Source organism: Acinetobacter soli (genome assembly GCF_000760595.1).
GTDB lineage: Bacteria > Pseudomonadota > Gammaproteobacteria > Pseudomonadales > Moraxellaceae > Acinetobacter > Acinetobacter soli.
In genome coordinates, this window is sequence record NZ_BBNM01000018.1 from 25173 (window position 1) to 44795 (window position 19623).

Annotated in this window: 21 protein-coding genes and 1 rRNA gene; 9 read left to right on the top strand and 13 right to left on the bottom strand. The window is 41.5% G+C overall.

Annotated features, from left to right (window positions below; all coding sequences use genetic code 11):
* Nucleotides 1–61 precede the first annotated feature (61 nt).
* Nucleotides 62–967 (bottom strand): LysR family transcriptional regulator, encoded by a 906-nt coding sequence (locus Aso01_RS15370; protein WP_004937867.1) that lies wholly within the window; start codon nt 965–967, stop codon nt 62–64.
* Nucleotides 968–1083: 116 nt separating this feature from the next.
* Here Aso01_RS15370 and Aso01_RS15375 point away from each other — a divergent pair, with 116 nt between their 5' ends.
* Both Aso01_RS15375 and Aso01_RS15380 read left to right on the top strand, forming a co-directional pair.
* Nucleotides 1084–1512 (top strand): CidA/LrgA family protein, encoded by a 429-nt coding sequence (locus tag Aso01_RS15375; RefSeq protein WP_004937870.1) that lies wholly within the window; start codon nt 1084–1086, stop codon nt 1510–1512.
* Complete coding sequence (locus Aso01_RS15380; RefSeq protein WP_004937873.1) at nt 1509–2201, top strand: LrgB family protein; 693 nt, start codon at nt 1509–1511, stop codon at nt 2199–2201. Before Aso01_RS15375 ends, Aso01_RS15380 begins: the two co-directional genes overlap by 4 nt.
* 26 nt (nt 2202–2227) lie before the next feature.
* On the opposite strand, the gene Aso01_RS15385 is transcribed toward Aso01_RS15380, so the two are convergent.
* From Aso01_RS15385 to ybaK, 8 genes are all read right to left on the bottom strand, one after another.
* The gene (locus Aso01_RS15385; protein WP_004937877.1) at nt 2228–2971 is read right to left on the bottom strand and encodes an adenosylcobinamide-GDP ribazoletransferase; all 744 of its coding nucleotides are present in this window, start codon (nt 2969–2971) and stop codon (nt 2228–2230) included.
* Nucleotides 2968–3579 carry a histidine phosphatase family protein gene (locus tag Aso01_RS15390; protein ID WP_004937882.1) on the bottom strand — a complete coding sequence of 204 codons (612 nt, stop codon included), beginning with the start codon at nt 3577–3579 and terminating at the stop codon, nt 2968–2970. Before Aso01_RS15390 ends, Aso01_RS15385 begins: the two co-directional genes overlap by 4 nt.
* 5 nt (nt 3580–3584) lie before the next feature.
* Nucleotides 3585–4634 (bottom strand): nicotinate-nucleotide--dimethylbenzimidazole phosphoribosyltransferase, encoded by a 1050-nt coding sequence (gene cobT, locus Aso01_RS15395; RefSeq protein WP_004937884.1) that lies wholly within the window; start codon nt 4632–4634, stop codon nt 3585–3587.
* On the bottom strand, nt 4631–5152 hold the full coding sequence (cobU, locus tag Aso01_RS15400; RefSeq protein ID WP_004937886.1) for a bifunctional adenosylcobinamide kinase/adenosylcobinamide-phosphate guanylyltransferase: 522 nt from the start codon (nt 5150–5152) through the stop codon (nt 4631–4633). Before cobU ends, cobT begins: the two co-directional genes overlap by 4 nt.
* 3 nt (nt 5153–5155) lie before the next feature.
* Nucleotides 5156–5794 carry a 2'-5' RNA ligase family protein gene (locus Aso01_RS15405; RefSeq protein ID WP_004937889.1) on the bottom strand — a complete coding sequence of 213 codons (639 nt, stop codon included), beginning with the start codon at nt 5792–5794 and terminating at the stop codon, nt 5156–5158.
* A gap of 87 nt (nt 5795–5881) precedes the next feature.
* Nucleotides 5882–8023: a bifunctional mannitol-1-phosphate dehydrogenase/phosphatase gene (gene mtlD, locus Aso01_RS15410; protein ID WP_004937892.1), complete on the bottom strand. Its 2142-nt coding sequence runs from the start codon at nt 8021–8023 to the stop codon at nt 5882–5884.
* A gap of 230 nt (nt 8024–8253) precedes the next feature.
* Nucleotides 8254–9843, bottom strand: a complete 1590-nt coding sequence (locus Aso01_RS15415) for a histidine-type phosphatase (protein ID WP_503089857.1) — start codon at nt 9841–9843, stop codon at nt 8254–8256.
* A 108-nt stretch (nt 9844–9951) separates the two neighbouring features.
* Entirely contained in the window at nt 9952–10422 is a 471-nt protein-coding gene (gene ybaK / locus Aso01_RS15420) for a Cys-tRNA(Pro) deacylase (RefSeq protein ID WP_004937900.1), read from the bottom strand.
* A gap of 157 nt (nt 10423–10579) precedes the next feature.
* Between ybaK and Aso01_RS15425 the strand changes: the two genes are divergently transcribed.
* Genes Aso01_RS15425 through Aso01_RS15450 form a run of 6 tightly spaced genes read left to right on the top strand, consistent with a single transcriptional unit; the run spans nt 10580 to nt 16427 of the window.
* On the top strand, nt 10580–11215 hold the full coding sequence (locus Aso01_RS15425; RefSeq protein WP_004937903.1) for a CDP-alcohol phosphatidyltransferase family protein: 636 nt from the start codon (nt 10580–10582) through the stop codon (nt 11213–11215).
* A gap of 18 nt (nt 11216–11233) precedes the next feature.
* Nucleotides 11234–12982 (top strand): bifunctional alpha/beta hydrolase/class I SAM-dependent methyltransferase, encoded by a 1749-nt coding sequence (locus Aso01_RS15430; protein ID WP_004937907.1) that lies wholly within the window; start codon nt 11234–11236, stop codon nt 12980–12982.
* A gap of 19 nt (nt 12983–13001) precedes the next feature.
* Nucleotides 13002–14354 (top strand): phosphatase PAP2/dual specificity phosphatase family protein, encoded by a 1353-nt coding sequence (locus Aso01_RS15435; RefSeq protein WP_004937910.1) that lies wholly within the window; start codon nt 13002–13004, stop codon nt 14352–14354.
* A gap of 2 nt (nt 14355–14356) precedes the next feature.
* A complete protein-coding gene (locus Aso01_RS15440; protein WP_004937913.1) occupies nt 14357–14794 on the top strand; it encodes a hypothetical protein in 438 nt (145 codons plus the stop codon).
* 8 nt (nt 14795–14802) lie between these two features.
* The gene (locus Aso01_RS15445; RefSeq protein WP_004937917.1) at nt 14803–15486 is read left to right on the top strand and encodes a lysophospholipid acyltransferase family protein; all 684 of its coding nucleotides are present in this window, start codon (nt 14803–14805) and stop codon (nt 15484–15486) included.
* Nucleotides 15483–16427: a phosphatidate cytidylyltransferase gene (locus Aso01_RS15450; RefSeq protein WP_004937921.1), complete on the top strand. Its 945-nt coding sequence runs from the start codon at nt 15483–15485 to the stop codon at nt 16425–16427. The genes Aso01_RS15445 and Aso01_RS15450 overlap by 4 nt, the downstream gene beginning before the upstream one ends.
* A gap of 22 nt (nt 16428–16449) precedes the next feature.
* Here the strand turns inward: Aso01_RS15450 and Aso01_RS15455 are convergent, their stop codons facing one another.
* Nucleotides 16450–16845 (bottom strand): putative signal transducing protein, encoded by a 396-nt coding sequence (locus Aso01_RS15455; RefSeq protein WP_004937923.1) that lies wholly within the window; start codon nt 16843–16845, stop codon nt 16450–16452.
* A gap of 271 nt (nt 16846–17116) precedes the next feature.
* Between Aso01_RS15455 and Aso01_RS15460 the strand changes: the two genes are divergently transcribed.
* Nucleotides 17117–17623: a lytic transglycosylase domain-containing protein gene (locus Aso01_RS15460; RefSeq protein WP_227265891.1), complete on the top strand. Its 507-nt coding sequence runs from the start codon at nt 17117–17119 to the stop codon at nt 17621–17623.
* 63 nt (nt 17624–17686) lie between these two features.
* On the opposite strand, the gene cysK is transcribed toward Aso01_RS15460, so the two are convergent.
* The 3 genes from cysK to rrf form a co-directional block, all read right to left on the bottom strand.
* Nucleotides 17687–18685 (bottom strand): cysteine synthase A, encoded by a 999-nt coding sequence (cysK, locus tag Aso01_RS15465; RefSeq protein WP_004937931.1) that lies wholly within the window; start codon nt 18683–18685, stop codon nt 17687–17689.
* A gap of 88 nt (nt 18686–18773) precedes the next feature.
* The gene (locus tag Aso01_RS15470; protein ID WP_004937932.1) at nt 18774–19310 is read right to left on the bottom strand and encodes a GNAT family N-acetyltransferase; all 537 of its coding nucleotides are present in this window, start codon (nt 19308–19310) and stop codon (nt 18774–18776) included.
* 166 nt (nt 19311–19476) lie between these two features.
* Nucleotides 19477–19591, bottom strand: a 5S ribosomal RNA gene (gene rrf / locus Aso01_RS15475).
* Between the last annotated feature and the right edge of the window lie 32 nt (nt 19592–19623).

Below are 19623 nucleotides of genomic sequence, written 5' to 3' on the forward strand. Positions count from 1 at the left end.
GTGCTTAGCCTCACTAAACAATATATATTTTTATAATATATTTTTTTATAATTTGTTCAAGTTATTTTTTAAACCCAATCTGCTGCTTATGTTGCTCTACAATCTTTAACCACGCTTGGGTAGCGCTAGTCATGGGTACGGAGGTATTCCATGCCATACTTAAAGTCCAGCGTAGCGGTGTGTTAATCAAAGGGATTATCGTAAATCTGGAGACATCAAGTTGATCACAATAAATTTTTGGCAGCAGTGCAACACCCATCGAAAACTCGACTAGCTTGGCAATAAAATCCCACTGACTACTTTTACATACGATTTTGGGTTGAAAGCCTTCAAGTTGTGCTGCTTGTAAAATTAAATGGTTCAGGGTAAAGCTATCGTCGTACAACAAAAATGATTCTTCACGTAAATCACTCAATACCACAGCTTCATGATGTTTCCAGTATGAATCTTTTGCTGCAAGTAAATACAGAGGAGAATCGATGATGGGTATAGTCGCAAGTACCGGATTGAGATGGCTCAATAAAATTCCAACATCAATTTTTTTCGCTAAAATCGCCTGCTCAATGGTATTGGAACCCACTTCTAAAAAACTTAATTCAATTTTGGGATACTGTTTATGAAACATTGCAATTAGAGGAGTAAGTAGAACAGAGCCTAAAGGAGGTAAACCTAAAGTTAACTTGCCCTTTTTGAGCTGCTTGATATCTTCTAGGGTTTCATAGATTTTCTTTTGTTCGGCTAAAATTTTTAATGCATGCTGATAAACCAGTTCACCGGTATAGGTCAGTTCAATTTCACGCTTACGCCCTGCCTCGCCTTTTTTAAATAGTGCTGTTCCGAGTTCATTCTCTAAAAGAGAAATGGCCTTACTTACGGTCGGTTGAGTTACAAACATATGTTCAGCCGCAAGTGTAAAACTTTGCGATTGAACAATCTGCACAAAAATTTTTAAGGCTTTAATATCCACAATCAAACATTCCAATACAGCATAATTATAATTTTATTATTCATAATTTGATATAAAAAGTCGATTTAAACTAACTACATCACTTTCTCCCGCATAAGTTTAGGATACTTCTGGTGATGAACTCACGTTATTCGGTTTTGGCAAAAATAAGTTTACAGATCGGCCTTTTGATCATGCTGTGGTGGATAGGATCACTGATTCAAAAGCTGTTTCAACTTCCGATTTCGGCAGGTGTGATTGGGTTATTTTTGGTGTTGCTCGGATTACTGAGTGGAACTTTTAAGCTGAACTGGATTAAATCGGGCTCAGATTTTATTTTGAGCGAACTGGTTCTATTTTTTGTTCCCTGTGTGGTCGGGCTAATGAACTATAAAGTGCTTTTTCTTAGCGAAGGCTTGCAACTCATCACGGCGGTCGTACTTGGTACAGTATGCGTCATGCTTGCAACCGTATATACAGTCCATTTGTGCTTTAAGCTTGAACAATGGCTTCAACATACGTTTCGCTTTGGCAAAGGTAACAGTAAAAGTGAGTCATTGTCATGATGCTATCACTTTTGTGTTTAATCGGAACCTTCGCTGGTTACGTGCTGGTCAAAGCCCTACACCAACGCTTTCCCTATTTACTGCTTTCACCCGCCATTTTATTGCCGGCCATCATCATACTTATATTGGTGGCTTTCAATATTTCCTATAACACCTATATGCAAGATAACCAGTGGATTGTGTGGATGCTTGGCCCAGCTACTGTCGCGTTTGCTATTCCAATTTATGAATATCGGGGTATCATCCGTCGTCATGCATTGGCAATCGGACTCGGAATATGTATTGGTATGACAGCGGGTATTGTGAGTGCATTTTATCTGGCAAAATGGTTTCATTTTGATGAGCAAACCACGCTTAGTTTAATGTCGCGCTCAATTTCCACACCATTTGCCATGGCACTCACGGCACACATTGGTGGATCGGTGCAACTGGTAATTGTTTTTACCATGATCACCGGAATTACAGGCATGGTAATCGGTGATGTGGTATTGGCGATTTTGCGCTTACGCTCTACGCTGGCACAAGGTGCCTCTTTAGGCAATGCAGCGCATGGTTTTGGCACCAGTAAAGCCTATGCCCGGCATAAAGATGAAGGCGTGATTGCCAGCCTCACGATGGTACTTTCTGGTATTTTTATGGTGGTGGCTGGTCCGAGCCTGATTCATCTGGTTATCAAGTTACTAGGTTAATTGAAACACTCATCACCAAAGTCGGGTTACATCAAATAATAGCCAAGCAAAACAAAGCTTAAGATGAGCATGGCTTCAACAATTTCAATACTCGCCCCGATGGTATCTCCTGTGATGCCATCGATACGTTTGATAAAACATCTACGCAAAAAAATAATGGTCGTTATCGAAACCAAGACAGTCAACATACCTCGTAAGCCCCAGTTGATGCCTCCCAGTGCAATCAAGATTGAAATCAAGTATGCATATAATCTAGGAATTCTTGCCGCAATATCACGCCCTAAGCCTTTTTTGCGTACATAAGGTGTGCTCAAAAACAATAATATAGGGACTGTGCGGCTCAGTGCCAGCACAAAAATTAAAAATAGTGTCTGACTTTGCATCAAAAGCAAATATACACAGCACACTTTAACAACAACCAGCGCAATTAAGCTTAATACACCTATAGGCCCGCATGCAGGGTCTTTCATAATGTCAAGCGTTCGGGTTTTGTCTCCAAAGCCCCCCACCCATGCATCGGCCGTGTCTGCCAAACCATCAAGATGCAATCCGCCTGTCAGGCCTATCCAGAAAACCGTTATGAGCACTGCTGTTAAAATGGTTGGCACTGGTACAAGAAGCAGCGCCAGAGCGTATAAAAGCCCACCTAAAAGTAGCCCAACCACAGGATAAAACAATACAGCTCGCGCATTTTCTTCTGCTGTCGGCATGCGATCAAGCTGTACAGGTAAAATCGTCAAAAACTGTAAGGCAATCCAAAACGGCATCATTGATACATCTCTTGAATCATTAACTGATCATCCTGAGTGCTTAATTGCAGTGTAACCAGCTCACCTAAAGGTGCTTGCATGGTCAAGAGCTCGTCTAACGGGCGCTGCTGCGCAAGACAGCGTAATAGTTTGATTACCCCGCCATGAGTTACCACCAAAGCATGCGACTGATGCTGCATCGACATCAGTTCGATGAGTTTTTTCAAGGCATTTAAAACCCGTGTTTGAAAATCGATTAGCCGTTCACCTTGTGGAGCACTGCACTGTGTAGGGCACTGCCAGAAGTTTGCCAATTCTTCGGGTGATTGCTCATATATGGATTGGGTGGTTTTACCTTCCCACTCACCAAAATACATTTCTTTGAGTGCCTCAACTTCTATATATGGACACGCCAAGCGCTGTGCCAAAGGCGCTGCAAAGTGAGCACAGCGTAATAAAGGCGAACTTACAATCACATGCCAGTTTTGGTTGCGATGTGTATCGATTGATGCCTGCATCTGCGCTAATCCTTCTGCTGTCAGTGCATCATCGATATGACCACGTAGAGTATGCCCTTGCTCGGTGGCTCCGTGACGCAATAGATCGAGTTGAATGATTGGCAGATTCATTTCGGTTAGCCTGTATGATCCGACACAGCCGCTTGAGCAAATGTGGCCATTTGATTGTGCAAGCTGCATGCAAGCTTAATCAAACCAAGCGCTGCACCCGCACCACTGCCTTCACCTAAACGTAAATTAAGCTGGAGCAGTGGAGTTGCATTTAATGCTTCAAGCACTCGGCGGTGCCCGTATTCGGCAGAGGCATGGCCAAAAATCATCCACCGACGAACATCTGGATTTAAATGCACAGCGCACAGTGCGGCTACCGAACTGATAAAACCATCCACCACCATCGCGATTCCTAATTGAGCTGCGTGTATATAGGCGCCTGTCATGGCAGCAATTTCAAGCCCGCCTACTGCACATAGTGATTGAAAGGCATTACCTTTTGCTTCTCGATGTAGATTCAGCGTAGTTTGAATCACCGCCTTTTTGTGTTTGAGTTTATCTGCATCGATACCCGTTCCTACGCCTGTGAGCTGATCTGGATCTTCATTTAAAAGTAAACAGGCCAACGCAGCAGCCGCACAGGTATTTCCAATACCCATCTCACCTGCAATGTATATATCTGCTTGGGCGGTCTGGGCTTTTTCAACACTTTCACGCCCTAAATTTAATGCCTGTTGACACTCGAATGCCGTCATGGCTTGGGTTTGAATAAAATTTGCTGTTCCTGCACGAATACAATGGGTTTCAACGCCATCGATGTGATAAGCCTCACCCACCGTTCCGCAATCAATCACCTGTAAGTAAGCAGCGTGTTCACGTGCGATCACACTGATACATGCGCCACCTGTTGCAAAGTTTTGTAGCATCTGGCGCGTGACCGCTTGCGGAAAGGCCGAAATCTGCTCTTGCATAATGCCGTGATCGCCTGCAAAAATGCTGATCCACGGCTTGCTCAGCTGCGGATGAGGTGTACCTTGTAATCCAGCAAGCTGAATCACGACCTGCTCAAGCATTCCAAGTGAGCCTGCCGGCTTTGTCAATTGAAGCTGTCGCTGCTCGGCCATTTGCTGTGCGATTTGATTTACAGGTGTAATCTGTGCCATCCACCAATTCACGATGCCTCTCCTTTTAAACACATTGCAAAACCCGCAACACAAAACTCTACTTTATCGACCACCTCGCCTAAACGCTGGTGTAATCGGCCTGACTCATCGACAAAACGGCGGCTCAGTTCTCCCATCGGAACCACACCAAGGCCTGTTTCATTACTGACCATAATCACATCCGATTTTAAAGTCGGTAAGATTTGAACCAATCGATCGCATTGCTGTGACTGAAAATGCACATCTTCTGTGATTAAAAGATTACTCAGCCACAACGTTAAGCAATCAATCAGTATCACTTGATTGTCATGATCAAGTGCCAGCAACTGATCGACTAAATCGAGTGGTGCTTCCACTAGGTTCCACTCGGCGGGCCGTTGTGATTGATGGTGGCGAATTCGCTCCTGCATTTCAGCATCTCGCGCTTCTGCGGTCGCAATATAAATCACAGGACACGCAAAGAATTTAGCAGTTTTCTCTGCATGTCGACTTTTTCCAGAGCGTGCGCCGCCCAAGATCAGCTGTAGCATAGATCATTCCAGATTAAAACAATAAAGTGAATGTAACGGGCCTTGCAGTGTTTGCGCACTGTAATAACCAAAATGGATTTGATCAAATTCCAGTTCTACATCAAGTGCTGCACATGCATCCAAACGCTGCAAAACATCTTGTCCCATCACTTTTTGAGCGTAAAGCCCCAATGTAATATGCGCACAGTATGTTTGCGTAGCCACTTCAGTATGATGCGCTAATCTTAAAGCGGAGCGGATCGATGTGAGTTGATGCAGTGAGTCACTCACCTGCACAAAAAGCGCACTTTCGAAGCTATTTACAGCGGTCAACTTTAGTGTGATCGAATGAGATAAATTTAAAGATTCAAGCTGTTGCTGTTGTTTGACAAACAATGACTGTGGAAAATCATCGTTATAAATAGACTCATCACATGTCAAAAAACCGCCAATATACAATGTAATATGGTATTGGCGGTTTGAAGATTTTATTAAACAGTCCGAAAACTGATGACGGATCTGATCAAGCTGTTTGATTATCTTTGCATGTTTAACCTGATCAAGCAACAAATACCATAGTGCATAACGTGTGCGTCCACGGTGCCATTCGCTATAATCACGTTGCTCGGTTGGTATAACAAACTGATTTGGCTTGATAAACACATCATGGCACCGAAAACTTTAAGACCAATATTAAAACATGCTTTTAGATTCTGTAGTGCGCTTAAATTTAGAAATCAATTGTCTAGATCAAGCGCTTACAGCATGATGTTCTAATGCATCTTGCAAAAAACTCGTTGACAGCAGCTGTTCAGGGTTTTCATTCCATTCGGTTAAATAGTTTAGGATTTGCTGCTTGATCAAATGTTTGTGCTTGGCAGCGATATTCATAGCATCTAGCGTTTGCTGTAAATGTGTCTGAATAGTTGTTAAAGGCTGCTTTTGCGCATGTTGTGCGTAGTAATAACCCAACGCTGCGCCAACAATTAGGACATCGATAGATTGGTCATGCTGAAGATTTATGGCAATCGAACCAAAAACACGTTCGGGATAACTGAGTTTACGTAAGGGATCGCGTGCCACACGTTCACATGGGTCTTTATAGGCGTATTGGCACGATTCGATGAAGCTTTTGGCCAAACGCTGTAAATCTTTTTCACGATGAGGCAACTGCCGACTCAATCCCGCCTGCACATTACCGATCAATGCATCAGCAAAATCCTTTACACGTGAATCTCCCATCGCAATTCCAATGGTGTCGTGTTCGAGCGTCGCTGCATACCAAGCGATCATGGCGTGTACACCGTTCCATAAACGATTCTTGATCAATTGAATATCTGCAATGTTATCTACTCGGATGACTTGCCTTAATTTAGCTAAAAGCGGACTGCAATTTTCTACATAAATTGGCATATCTACTTCGCTATTGAACAAAATCAGATCCATCGTTTGCAAAATATGGCTTGGCTGAAAATTTCGACGCATATCATCGATATACATCGCAGCTTGATGCTCTTGCTCACTCGATAACTTAGACGTATCTTCAATCTCGACATTATCGCATTCTACATCCGACTGATATTGCTTAAAAAAGTTGTATTTAATCTTAAGTTGTCGATATAGATTTTGCTCTGACAATTTTGAAACCATGCGGTTGACCACCGTGTCGCAAAAATAATGCTGTTGCATGATTTGTTCTGCAATCTCAACGGTTGAAAGCTGAGCCAAAGCGTCACGGATATGATCGATCACCATCTTTTTAGCGCCGACTTTATTTAAAATAATTAAAAATGTCAGTGGATGATGATTTTGCATTGTTTGGGAGGCATAACGTGCATAGAGGCCTTTTGCAATGATTTTGGCTTCATCTTGAATCGCTTGTTCGGGTAAGCATAACGCGATCAAAGACGATTCGAGGTACATATCCAGCATTTGTTGTTCATTATCGGCATCGATCACCGACATGTATTCTATACGCTCATCATAAGAACGCTGCCCATAACGGATACAGTAGGTACCAAATGCATTGACGGCTTCACGATATAAGGAATTTCTGGTGGAAGCCAAGATGCGCTGCGGTCGTGTATAACCATCCCAATGCGAAAGAATCTGAGCCAGATATCCGCCGCCGATTGCCCCAAAACCATGAATGCCAACAGTGAGCTGATTTAATGACTGCGGAAATGACGCATCGAGTTCAGGCATGTCCATCGTTGCGACAAATTGATCCAGATCATGCAAACAGTCATACATGGTTTCGTAGTAAAAATTTGCTTTTGAAAGCATGTTGTCATTTGGCGTTTTAATGTCTTTGAGCAAAATAGTCACACCACCCGCTGCATGTGCAGATGAAATGCCATTTTCAGAATCTTCGAACATTAAACATTGTGTCGGCTTGAGGTTGAGCTGTTCTGCCGCTTTTTCAAAAATTTCAGGATGCGGTTTACCGCAAGTCACCTCATCGCCACAAACCAGCACATCAAAAAACTTATATACATTGGCATTAATCAGATATTCTTCTGCAATCGCACGGCGGCTCGATGTGGCAACTGCCATACGTAATCCCGATTTGCGTAAACGCTCCAAAACTTGCACCAAGCCTTTTTTAATCGGTACACCTTCGTTACGGACACGTTCGAGTTCGAGCACATCGGCGCGCTGGCGAATCTTCTGATAAGGAACGTGCTCGCCGTAGCGCTCTTTGGCCAACTGCTCTGCTGTGGTGGCACTTAAACCCAAACACTGCATTAAGTAGTCATCTGAAAAGCTCTGCCCAAGGAGTTCTTGAGATGCCTGTTTCAATGTTTGAAACCGAAGTCGTTCAGTATCAAACATTGTACCATCCATATCAAAAAGCGCGCCCTGAACAGAAAACGAGTGAAATATCAGCATATTTTTCCCCTTTGTTTATAATTTGTTGTTTTTTAGAGTAACCAATAAATCAGCCTTTGCGGGCCAATCTTAATAAATGAAACATTTTTGATTGTTTTTTAAACAAAATATAGTCTATTATTCAACATTTTTAATCAAATCAATCAGAAAATATTGTTTTTATAAGAAATCTATGAAACTAAATGTAAGAATTGGACAGCAGTCAAACACTGCTGCCCACGCAAAATCTGTTAAAAATTTGAAATGTTGTAGCACTGTTTCAATTTCAGATAATCATAAAAATAGCTATTCGGTGCGTAGCGAGCATAGTCACAATTCGATTTAAATAAGGTCTCTTTCTCGTTGTAAAGCATTTTGACTAAGGTATAACCTTGCGCATTTTGATAAATATCCCACTGCATATTGGCTGCCATTGGGGAAATATCTTCACCACGCCATGCGCTGTTGCTGTATGAATAAGTTTGGACAAGCTGTAACGGCGTCATCATACCTTTGAGTTCAAACGCAGTCGCCAATGGGATGATGATTTCGGCATGTGCAAAACGTAAAACCGCTTTATGTGACTGCTGCTGATTCATCAGAGCATCGACTTGGTTAAAAAAGTCTTGCTTTAAACCTTGAGCCATCATACTCGTAACCTGATTAGATTCGCTAAAACTTGGTCCTTTTTCATAAAAATCGTTGGCATCATTATATTCTGCATAAAATTTAGCTGCTTCTCGTGGCATATATTGAGCAAAATCTGTATTGACCAATTCTTTTTTCATGCCTGGTGCAATCGAATATAACTCATATAAATATGCCGCAGCATCAACTGCACTACTAATGGTATTCTTGCCTTTGCCTTTTTCCGTAACCACAGTGCCGTCTGGTGCTGTGGCTGAAAAAGAGCCCGTGTTGCTAAAGGTATAACCTGGCGTTCCCAACTTCTGAATAAATGCATCTTTAAAAAGTGGAGCTAGCACTGTCAGTGCAACTTGCTGTGCTTGCGTTTGACTAGAAAGTTGTTTGAGCTTTTGCTGTAACTGAAGATCATTGCTTTCAAAGTTTTGATAATTCATGCTGGCGTCAAAAATGCGTTGTTTGAAGCTTGAATTGATTTCGCTTGCATCAGTGTCTTTATTTAAACTATGAAAATACAGTAAGAAGCGATCGACGCCCTGATCTTGAACAGTTGGACTGAGACTTGTATTTAAAATCGTATAGCTTGCAGGACGAATTTTGCTCGATAAAGCGGCATTTTGGCGTATAAGTTCATTACTAAAAAATTTGGCACTGTCTACGGCTCGGTCTACCCCCGAACTTTGCACCAGAATATCCTGATTTCCCATCGCAGAGACATTAAAAAGCTGTGGTAAGCGTTGCAGCAGACGATCTGCAATCCCGCGATGCTCGTCTATCCCCAGTGCAGTTTCATTGCCATAACCCGGTTGGCGAATTCCCTCGACGCCGTAACCAAGGACGATATTGGCTTTCATCATCGCTTCAAGATCTGAGCCGAGCTTTTCTCCTAATGGTGTTAATGCATTGTCTGTCTTGGCCTGTTTCCAGAGATTGTACAATGCCAAGTCGTATTTCATACTCGATACACCGCGTGAACCATGACGCGCAACCAGTTCTGTAAATACGGGCTCAAATCCAGCCGGTGCTGCCTGATAGCTAGCAATGCTCTGCTGCGCCTGATACGGTGTTTTGGTCTGAAAATAACCAGATGTGTTGGTTGTAACTGAAGTTGTGGTAGTCGAATCATCATTCGAACTGTCATTACAGCCTGTCAGTCCGATCAACCCACTCCCCGTCAAGATCATCAAAAGCAGCATTCTAGTTTTCATTTTGTTTAGGCATTAAAAAAAGTTGACTGATTTTGCGCAGTCAAGATGTCATTTTAATGAAGCTTTCACGACCATTTAAAGACATTCATTTAAATATCATGAGATATCGAGTAAATCGGCAAATGCTGCGCCAAGAAGTTTGGACAAATCTTGTGGTGAAACGCCAATGTCTAAACCACGCTTTCCACCACTGACATAAATTTTGGGTTTATTGATCGCAGTTGCATCAATGACTGTTTTAAGTCGTTTCTTTTGTCCAAGCGGACTAATCCCCCCCACTAAATATCCAGTCAGCCGTTCCGCTTCTTTAGGATCCGACATATGTAATTTTTTACAGCCCAAAGCCGACGCAATTTTTTTTAGATTAAGCTGATGATTAACAGGTAATATCGCAACGAAATAGTTTTTGTCGTCGGTGACTAAGAGTGTTTTAAACACATCTTCGACATTCAGATTCAATTTTTCGGCGGCTTCCAGACCAAAACTTTTAGCCTGCGGATCGTGTTCGTATTCATGCAGACTAAATTCAATCTTTTGATTTTTAAGAAGCTTACAGGCAGGTGTCATGTTGTTTTAGTCCAGTTATTGAAAGCAAATTGAGTATAAATTCTTTTATATAGATTTTAAAATTACTTAGGCTATTTTAGTTAAATTCGGCATCAGCTTGTAAGTTATAAGTCAAAATGATAAGAATAAGTTTTAGATTGAACTAAAAAAACCAAAAATGCCTTCAATTTATCAATTAAAACCAGCGTTTCAGAATCTTTTACGACCTTTGGTAAAACAGCTCTATCACAAGGGAGTAACCGCCAACCAAGTTACAGTACTCGCATTGCTGATTTCTGTCGCTCTGGCAGCCTATTTGCTGTTACATGAAAATATAGCGCCTTATTTGATTTGGTTATTCATTCCGCTCTGGATGTTGGTGCGTATGGGTTTCAATGCTATAGATGGCATGTTGGCACGAGAATTCAACCAGCAAACCATGCTAGGTGCTTACCTAAACGAGCTGTGTGATGTGATTTCCGATACGGCGCTCTACGGCTGCTTTATCGCGTTTGGTTTTATCGAGCCGATACTTTTAGTGGCGGTCATTTTTATGGCTATTTTAAGTGAATATGCGGGTGTAATGGCACCACTTATTGGTCAAGCACGACGCTATGATGGCCCCATGGGTAAAAGTGATCGAGCATTTTGTTTTAGTCTTCTTGCCCTCTGGATTGTTTTGGCAAGTAAGTTGAATTCCATCATTTCAGAGCAGATCCTTCATTCTGTAGCAAACGGCCTCTTAGGTATTATGGCTTTACTTTTAATGCTCACGATATCCAATCGAGTTCGACACGCAATTCATTTAAAATAATAAACAGGACAAAATACTATGCATCACAACAGTCATCATCAATTTATCACACATGATGGAACTACCCTGTTTTATCAGCGCTGGGCGGCGGCACATCAACCTGCAAAAAAAGCCATCTTATTATTTCATCGGGGTCATGAGCACTCTGAACGTATGGCACACTTGGTTGAAGAGCTGAATCTTCCAGATTTTGATTTTTTTGCATGGGATGCCCGAGGACATGGTCAATCACCCGGCGAACGTGGAGATGCACCAAGTTTTTCGGCTTGTGTCAAAGATATTCAATACTTTATGCGACATATCGAAGCTGAGTATCAGATCAAAACATCCGATATCGCCATTGTGGCACAGAGTGTAGGCGCTGTTTTAGCTGCCACATGGGTACATGATTATGCCCCGCCACTTCGGGCACTGTGTCTTGCCTCACCTGCTTTTGATATTAAGCTCTATGTTCCGTTTGCAAAACCAGGCTTGTCATTACTCAGCAAGATAAAAGGTAACTTTTTTATTACCAGTTATGTGAAAGCCAACATGCTCACGCATGACCGCGAACGTGCAACGGACTATGCTCAAGATCCACAGATTGCCAAAGCAATTTCAGTGCGCATGTTACTTGGGTTGTATGCAGCTGCTCAACGTATCGTTGACGATGCTCAACACATTTTTGTGCCTACCCAAGTGTTATGTTCGGGTGCAGATTTTGTCGTACATCGCAAACCACAACAGCTTTTCTATCAGCGGCTGGCACATCCCAATAAAGAATTCCATATTCTTGAAGGCTTTTATCACGATACTTTGGGAGAGCAGCACCGCAATATTGCAGTACAGAAAATCCGCCGCTATATTCTCCAATGCTTCGCACACGCTTATACCGCGCCAGATATATTAGATGCCGATAAAGTCGGGCCAAGCTGTGCGACCGCTGAACAGTTAAGTACACCTTTTCCTCGTAATTCGCTGAAACACTGGTTTTGGTCGATCACAAAGCAAAATTTAAAAATAGGCAGCCGATTTTCTAAAGGGCTTCAATTGGGTGAAGATACAGGATATGACTCAGGAAGTACCCTTGATTTTGTGTATCGCAACCAGCCAGAAAGCACCTCTATATTGGGTAAGCTGATTGATCGGCAATATTTAAATGCCATAGGCTGGCGAGGAATTCGTATACGCAAGCAACATATCGAGCAGTTACTTATTCAATATGCAGAACAACTGAATCAATTAGGAAAACCGCTTAGGCTATTAGATATCGCCGCAGGTCATGGCCGATATATTCTCGATGCTATACAAAATCTCTCTGTGCGCCCAGCCCATGTGCTTTTAAGAGATTACAGCCCACTGAACGTAAATGCAGGTAATACACTAATTCGCTCTCGTGGTTTGGACGATATTGCAGTATTTAAACAAGGTGATGCCTTTGATGAAGCCTCACTGGCGAGTATTGAGCCTAAAATCACTTTGGCGGTGGTCTCTGGATTGTACGAGCTTTTTAGTAATAATGATCTACTCAGACAGTCACTTCGTAGTCTTTCTCAAGCCATTGAAAAAGAAGGCTACCTTATTTACACCGGTCAGATCTGGCATCCTCAACAAGAATTTATTGCTCGTGCACTCACCTCACACCGTCAGGGAGATGCTTGGGTGATGCGTTTACGTTCTCAAGCCGAAATTGATGCGTTGGTAGAAGAAGCCGGATTTAAAAAAATTGATCAATGTATTGATGAATTTGGAATATTTAGTGTATCGGTTGCCCAAAAAATCAAATAGAGATCAGAGAAAGACACGTATGCAGCAAGATTTTGAACCACAGGCTGGCACATGGAAATGGGGACTTCTCTGTTTAGTTTTTTTAGCACCCTTTTTTTTCTTAAGTTATGGCTTTGCCAATCAATATGCCGACAATCTCCCTTACGTTGGAAGTATTGTATTTGACTGGGAGCATAAAATTCCGCTGTGGCCTTGGACCATTGTTCCATATTGGTCGATTGATCTGTTTTATGGTTTATCGTTGCTATTGTGCTGGAATCGCTTAGAACTTAAACAACATGCGCTAAGATTATTCACCGCACAGCTGATTGCTGTAAGTTGCTTCTTACTTTTCCCACTTAAATTTAGCTTTGATCGGCCCGCACTTGATGGTTTTTTTGGTGTTTGGTTTGATGTGCTGATGGGGTTTGACAAGCCATTTAATCAGGCGCCCTCTTTGCATATTGTGCTTCTGGTTATTTTGTGGGATTTCTACCGTCGGCATGTAGTTGCTCCATATAAATGGATCGTAGATCTGTGGTCCTTTTTGATTGGTCTTTCAGTGCTGACGACATGGCAACATCATTTTATCGACATTCCAACAGGTGTGTTGGCGGGCGCCTTATGTATTTGGCTGTTCCCTTTTCATGTCAAAGCACCTTATCAAGCGGATTCACTTCAGTACCGTACATCACGGCACATTCGTCTGGCCAGTTATTATCTTGTTGGCGCTTTAGGGCTTAGCTTTATTGCATTTTATTATGCCAGCTGGACACTCTGGTTGCTCTATCCTGCCGTCAGTTTAACCATTGTCGGATTGGCATATCTGTTGGTCAGACCGCATTTTTTTCAGAAGCAAGCCAACGGTCGCTTAACGCATGCAGCGACTTTATTGTTGGGGCCTTATTTGGTCATGGCTTGGCTAAATAGTCGACTTTGGACCAAAAAACATCCAGAAGATTCCAAAATTTTGACTTATCAATCTGGAAATCTTTATCTGGGTAGAATACCAACGTCATCTGTGGCAAAGAACTATACTGCATTATTTGATTGCTGCGCGGAATTGCCTGTTCACACAGAAAAACATTATCAAGCATATTTCAGTCTAGATCTTATTCCGCTTCAGCCCAAACAGTTAAAATATGCAGTACGTATTTTTGATGATCTCGTACAAAAATCTAAAGCAGCAGAAAGACCTTATGAATTACTTGTTTTCTGTGCACTCGGTTATTCACGCAGTACCGCTATTTTGTGTGCCTGGCTGATTGATCAAAACTTTGCACGTGATCCAGAAGATGCACTACGTATCGTTCAAACGGAGCGACCATGGGTACGTTTGAACATTGAGCAAATGCAATGTCTACATGACTATGCTCAAAAGTTGGAGTTTTAATCATGCATATGCAGTTTGTTGTACTGGCAAAAGTATTACAAAGCACCCATTCATTGTTAATGGCAGGCTATGTGGCTTTTGTGTTATGCATTTTATGTTTCTTTTATGCGCTCTGGCCAACAATCTGGATATGGGGTTATTTTGCTGTAATTTTTATTCTGATATTTAGTCATCTTTATGTCTCTATCCGTGTCAAACTCGATGCAGAACTCTTGCTTTACTTGGCTGAGCATGACCCCAAAATGCTAAATGAACGAACTCATGATCTGGACTTGGCTTTAATCGCGTTAAAATTAATGCCAAACAGTAAAGCAGGTCGAACTTGGACAGAGCGATTAAATGGATGCAAGCGATTATTTAAACTACAAATTGTTCTTCTTGTGCTGCAATACGCTATGTTAATGATGAGTTTGATTCAAATGCTATCTGGCTATTCATAGAGATAAAAATGACAATACCTGCTCAATCTGATCCTACTACCCGCACAAACTCAACAATCAGTCGACTTTTTGCGCGTTTAATTTCGCTCATTATTCGTCGCAGTGCACGGTTATTGACGGGTGCGCGGAGTGTCTGGTTAGGCTGTGCACCAGAAATGAAACAACGAATTTACTATGCCAATCACACCAGCCATATCGATTTTATTTTGCTCTGGTCATCACTACCCAAAGCGATTCGAAGACAAACCCGACCCATTGCAGCATCAGATTACTGGTTAAAAGATGGTTTCAGACGCTTTTTAATTCAAGATACATTCTCTGGTGTGACTATTAAACGCCAACGAGAACATCATGAAGATCCCTTACAGCCCGTCAAAGATGTGTTACAAGAAGGCTATTCGATCATCTTTTTTCCTGAAGGCACACGTAATTTAAACGATGATATTGAACTACTCGAATTTAAAAGTGGTTTATATCATTTAAGTCAGGCATTTCCCGAGGTGGAAGTTGTACCCGTATGGATTTCAAACCTGAAACGAGTCATGCCAAAAGGTGCATTTATTCCTTTACCGTTACTCTCTAGCGTCATTTTTGGATGTCCGTTGCAAGTATCTTCTGCATTAGACAAAGCCCATTTTTTAAGTCTTGCTCAAGATGAACTGCTTAAACTTAAACAGGCGGAATATCAATGATGGCGAATAATTTATATCAAACCTACCTTCTTTTTGCTATTTTTGCAGGCGTTTTGCTTATTGCATCGAGTATCGGTTTTGTTTTAAAGCAACGCGCTGGCACTCAAGCCTCCCCTGTGATTGACAATTTAAATGCACGCATTAATGCATGGTGGATCATGCTGATTGTACTTGCAACCGCTATTTTGCTTGGAAAAATTGCATTTATTGTGCTGTTTGGGCTCATTTCGTTATTTGCTTTACGTGAATTTATTAGTCTACTGCCGACCCGACGTGGTGATTATTTCCCTCTACTCATTTCATTTTATTTTATGATTCCATATCAGTATTACTTGGTTTATACCGATTGGTATGGGTTATATTCTATTTTTATACCACTTTACGCCTTTTTACTTATTCCAATTGCAAGTTTAAAACAAGAAGATACTAAACATTTTTTAGAGCGAAGTGCAAAAATTCAATGGGGTCTGATGATCTGTGTCTTTTGTGTTTCTTATGTGCCCGCACTTCTCAATTTGAATTTAATTCACTTTCATGGAGATAAAATCTGGCTGGCAATGTGGTTAATTATGGTGGTGCAAGCTTCAGATGTACTGCAATACGTCTGCGGCAAACTCTTTGGCAAACATAAAGTTGCGCCTATTTTATCTCCGTCTAAAACGATTGAAGGTTTAATTGGTGGGGTTATACTGGCGAGCGCATTAGGTGTGGCCATGAAATGGTTAACGCCTTTTAATCTTTGGCAGGCAGCAGCAATTGGTTTAGTAGTGTGTATTTTTGGCTTTTTTGGCGGACTGGTGATGTCTGCAATCAAACGCGATCGCGGTGTTAAAGACTGGGGACAACTGATTCAAGGTCATGGCGGGATGCTGGATCGTATCGACTCCGTTTGTTTTTCAGCGCCGATTTTCTTTCATATTTTGAGATATTGGTGGACTTAAAGCATCAATAGCAAACAAAATATTAATTAAAAAAGTGCTGGCATGCTTTACAGCGCATGCCGTGCTTGTATATAAATAATGGAACATTGATCACAAAAAACGCAATGAAAGCTGCTTTTTTGCCTTGAGTAAATGGCTCAATTTGCGTACTGTTGCATTTTGGGCATCGTACCGAAGTCAAATTCAGTTCATCATCTAGATCTTGACTAAAATCTTGAGAAATTAAATAACGTGCCGTGTCTACCTGCTCATCAGGCACTAAAACACGTACCCCGCCTAAAGCATTTGAATACAGCCAATACATATTAATAGTATGTTCATTTTCAATATATGCTGGAATACCAACCGATTCCAGTCGAGCCTTTGCAATGTGTGCTTCATAGGGAAATGAATACTGCGCAATAACCATCCACTTCATTTTTGATGTCCTACATTATTTACTTGAGTGCAATTTCTTTTATAGTTTAGCGTGCGTTAAAACACTTATTTTGCTTATAAGCATCATTTTACTGTTGCGAGCAACATGTTGTTATGAAAAGTTATCATATATTGACCTCAAATGTGCTTATCACTACTATCCAGAACAATAGTATTTCTGATAGATCGTCACCTTGGCTTTATTTACGCAGTTATCTTATAAACATAAATTTCTTATTAATCCGATTCATTCTTTAAAAACCTTAAGTGTGATGACAATCGGTCTAATTTTTACAGGATGTACGACACTAGGACCACACAGTGGAACCGTAGTCGAACGCTCAAATAAACTTGCTCACGGACTACAGCGTGCCTATTCAGTTTCCCCGAATGCAGCGAACCGTATTTCACCTATGATTATTCAAAGTGCAGATCGCTATAATGTACCACCACTATTAATTGCAGCCACGATTCGTCAAGAGTCGAATTATAATTCCTACGCTCGTTCTTCAGGTGGAGCCGTCGGTCTGGCACAAATTATTCCAAGTTACTGGCAACAGAGCTGTCCGGGCGACTTGTTGGACGAATATACCAATATTCAATGTAGTGCTTATATTTTAGAACGCTATAACAGCATGGCTGGAAGTTGGTTTAAAGCCAGCGCTTACTATAATGTAGGACCAACAGGATATAAATCGAGCTTTTGGACAAGACACAAAGCTAAGAAATATGCGCGATCTGTCAAGCGTTTTGAAAAAACTTTAAAAAAGGAACTTTAGTATCATCTATTGAGCGATACCCAAATCAGAAGAAGCCCGACATAGGCTTCTTCCTTCTTGATATTACTCGTCAAACATGCCTTCAAAAAGTACAGAAGACAAATAACGCTCACCCGCATCAGGTAAAATTACGACTATTGTTTTTCCAGCATTTTCTGATCTTTCAGCAATTTTTGCTGCTGCAGCCAATGCTGCACCACATGATATCCCCACCAGAATCCCTTCTTGAGTTGCGCACTTGCGTGCCCACTCAATCGCTTCTGCACTCTCGACCGTGATCACTTCATCGACTATGTCTAAATCTAGATTTTTTGGAATGAAGTTCGCTCCAATTCCCTGAATTTTATGAGGAGCTGGAGTGATGGCTTCACCACGTTTGGTTTGAGAGATAATTGGAGATTCTGCCGGCTCAACTGCAACCGAATAGATCGGTTTGTTTTGTATTTTTTCAAAATAATGCGAAATACCTGAAATCGTACCACCAGTTCCTACACCAGCTACCAGAATATCCACTTGACCTTGCGTGGCTTCCCAAATTTCAGGCCCGGTCGTTTCTTCATGAATTTTCGGATTTGCAGGATTTTCAAATTGCTGAGGTAAAAAATAGAGCTCAGGTTGCTCGGTTGCCAGTCTGACAGCTTCATCGACAGCACCTTTCATACCTTTCGCTGGCTCTGTCAAAACCAGATTCGCACCAAAGGCTTTCAGCACTTTACGACGCTCAAGACTCATACTTGCAGGCATTGTGAGTGTAATTGGATAACCTTTTGCAGCGGCCACAAATGCCAATGCGATACCAGTATTTCCACTTGTTGGCTCCACAATGTGCATGCCCGGCTTAAGCACACCACGCTTTTCAGCATCGGCAATCAGTGCAGCACCGATACGACATTTCACAGAAAATGCAGGATTACGGCTTTCTACCTTTGCCAACACGGTTGCACCCGTTTGAATAATACGGTTAATTCGTACTAAGGGCGTATTACCAATGGCATCAGCATTATTCGCATAAACTGCAACACCACGATTTTCAGGCGTTTTGAAGTGTGGATCGGTAGACATAACTATCCTTATTAGCGTTGGAATGATTCTCATGCATTATTCAGAATCAAAATAAGCCTGTCAAATCTCATCATAAAATCTGATTCATTTACCAAAGTTCACCTTCTCTCCAGTCTGTACACAGAAGCTGATGTTGTGACTTGAGATATGCCTCAATCTCATTATTCAATGGATAAAGTAAAATCTCGACGTCTTCAGTTTGGTACAACGACTGCCCATTTTGAACGTATAGATTACCTTTCCATGGTAACCAACCTAGTTTTTTATAAAACTCATCGTCTTCAGGCTGTAAAGCTACAAGAGGATACTGATTCAGAGTTAAATAATGGATTAAATACTTAAGTAACTGCGATGCATAGCCTTTACCCCGCATACTCAAATCGGTAGTGACATACTCAACATATGCCGTTTCAATATTCTGAAGCGTATTTACAGTGAAGTTTCTTTTTGTCCATAAAGCATGTGACACAATCACATTATCTACTGATCCAATAACATGCACAGCATTTTGCATAAATGCATATTGGCTCCAAGGATCTTCATCAAAAGCCTCAAAACATAATTTTGCGATTTGCTCTCTTTGATTATGCGTTAAATCGCTCGCGCTTATTACCTTAAACTGCACACAAAATCCCTCCGTTTTCATTCATCATAACGTAAAGTGACCGATGGGCTGGGCAGATTTTGTATTTTCTAATTTGATATGCACTTTTTATTTATTTTCTATTTCTATTTCATTTAGGCATAAAAAAGCCCCCTTAACATTTGTTAAGGGGGCTTTCGTATTTAAAAGCTGGCGATGACTTACTCTCACATGGCTAACGCCACACTACCATCAGCGCGAAGAGGTTTCACTTCTGAGTTCGGGAAGGGATCAGGTGGTTCACTCTTGCTATTGTCGCCAGCAAACTGTTTATGGACATTTTCGGGTCTTATTC